Here is a 1,945-nt window from a genome sequence, read left to right on the forward strand (position 1 = left end):
CTTTCGCGCGGCGGCTGGCCGGCGAGCCCGTGGCCCGCATCCTGGGCGCCTGGGAGTTCTGGGGCCTGCCGTTCCGGCTGGCGCCCGAGACCCTGGTGCCGCGCCCCGATACCGAGACCCTGGTCGCGACGGCGCTCGCCTGCGCCCCGGACCGGACCGCGCCGCTCCGGTGCCTCGACCTCGGCACCGGCTCCGGCTGCATCCTGGTGGCGCTCCTGAGCGAGCGGCCGAACGCCTTCGGTGTCGGCCTCGACCGGTCGTCGGAGGCCCTGCGCATCGCCCGGCACAACGCGGCAACCAACGGGGTCGGCGACCGGGCGGCTTTCGCGGTGGGGGATTGGTGTGACGCCCTCCGGGGCGGCTTCGACCTGGTGGTCTCGAACCCGCCCTACATCGTGCGCGACGTCATCCAGCACCTCGAGCTGGACGTGCGCCTGCACGATCCCCGCGCCGCCCTCGACGGCGGACCAGATGGCCTCGACGCCTACCGGCGGATCCTCGATGGGGTCCGGGACGCCACGCTGCTGGCGCCGGGCGGGCGGCTGGTGCTCGAGATCGGATACGATCAGGCCGAGGCGGTGCGGGCGCTCGCGCGCGGCGCGGGCTACGCCGACCTGGGGCTCGCGCGCGATCTCGCCGGTCACGATCGCGTGCTGACATTCGGCCTTTCATTCGGCCACACGGATGCCTAGATCGGCGACGACGATCGGTGCGCTGAGAAAATGCTTGTTGCAACTCCCTGGGAACGCTAGAGTCCGCTTGAAGATCGCGAACGGTTCGTTAAGACGGACGATTATACGGTCGGCAACGATCGCAGGTCGCCGCCCGGTTCGCTGATCCCCCGTATTGTTGGACTTGAGCGCGCGTGCGACTGCGCGGCAGTTCGACAACACTCGAACCTGACAATCGACTGGTTTCTGGCGTCTGTGCCCGGACGCGCGGTGCGAGGGATGGTCAGGCGAACGCGCGGACCGTGAGGCGGTCGACCGTGCGGCTTCACCGGGTGCATTTGGCCGGAGCGCGTCTGAAGATCGACGCCGGACGCCCCGAAGAACGTCGTTTGCGTGAACGAGGGTCACTGAAGACCGATGAGACCAAACCAGAATCGACGGATGCGCGGCCGCAACCGGCCGAAAGGTCCGAACCCGCTGACGCGCTCGTACGAATCCAACGGCCCAGACGTCAAAATCCGCGGCACGCCGCAGCACATCGCCGACAAGTACGCCCAGCTCGCCCGCGATGCGCAGGCGGCCGGCGATCCTGTGGCTGCCGAGAACTATTTTCAGCACGGCGAACACTACTTCCGGATCGTATCCGGCGCTCAGGAGCAGACCCGGCCGACGAATACCGGGGGATATGCCAGTCGCGCCTACGACGACGAGATGGACGAGGGTGACGACGACGGCCAGGGCAACGGCGCGTCGCAGAACGGCCAGCCCTACAACGGCTACGACGACGGCGACCCGGGCCAGCAGCCCCAGCCCTACGAGATGCGGCAGGACCTGAACCAGCAGCAGGACGGCCGTCAGCAGCAGGGCCGCGATCGCTTCCAGAACCGGGACCAGCGGCGCTTCGACAACAACGGCCGCCAGGATTACCGGCGCCAGGACCAGCCCCGGCAGGATTACCAGCGGCAGGATTCCCCGCGTCAGGACTATCAGCAGCGTCCCGACTACCGGCAGGACCGCCAGGATAACCGGCAGGACGGCCGGCAGGAGAATCGGCAAGACACCCGTCAGGACGGTCGGCAGGATTACGGCCGCCAGGATTACCGGCAGGACACGCGACAGGACGCCCGCGGCGATCAGAACCGCTACGAGTCCGGGCGGTCCGAGACCGCGCGTGCGGAGCCCCGGCAGCAGGAGAGCCGCCAGGACACACGCCAAGATGCGCGCCAGGACACGCGGCAGGACGCCCGCTCCGACGAGCGTCAGCCGCGCCGGAG

General features: G+C 69.3%; 2 protein-coding genes. Both read left to right on the plus strand.

Annotation, left to right across the window (positions count from 1 at the left end; all coding sequences use genetic code 11):
* Positions 1–692, plus strand: a 692-nt coding sequence (gene prmC, locus FV228_RS28215) for a peptide chain release factor N(5)-glutamine methyltransferase (protein WP_147857513.1), incomplete at its 5' end; no start/stop codon positions are given.
* 420 nt (positions 693–1,112) lie between these two features.
* On the plus strand, positions 1,113–1,945 hold an 833-nt coding region (locus FV228_RS28220), incomplete at its 3' end, for a DUF4167 domain-containing protein (RefSeq protein ID WP_147857514.1).

This window comes from Methylobacterium sp. WL18 (assembly GCF_008040015.1).
GTDB classification, from domain to species: domain Bacteria; phylum Pseudomonadota; class Alphaproteobacteria; order Rhizobiales; family Beijerinckiaceae; genus Methylobacterium; species Methylobacterium mesophilicum.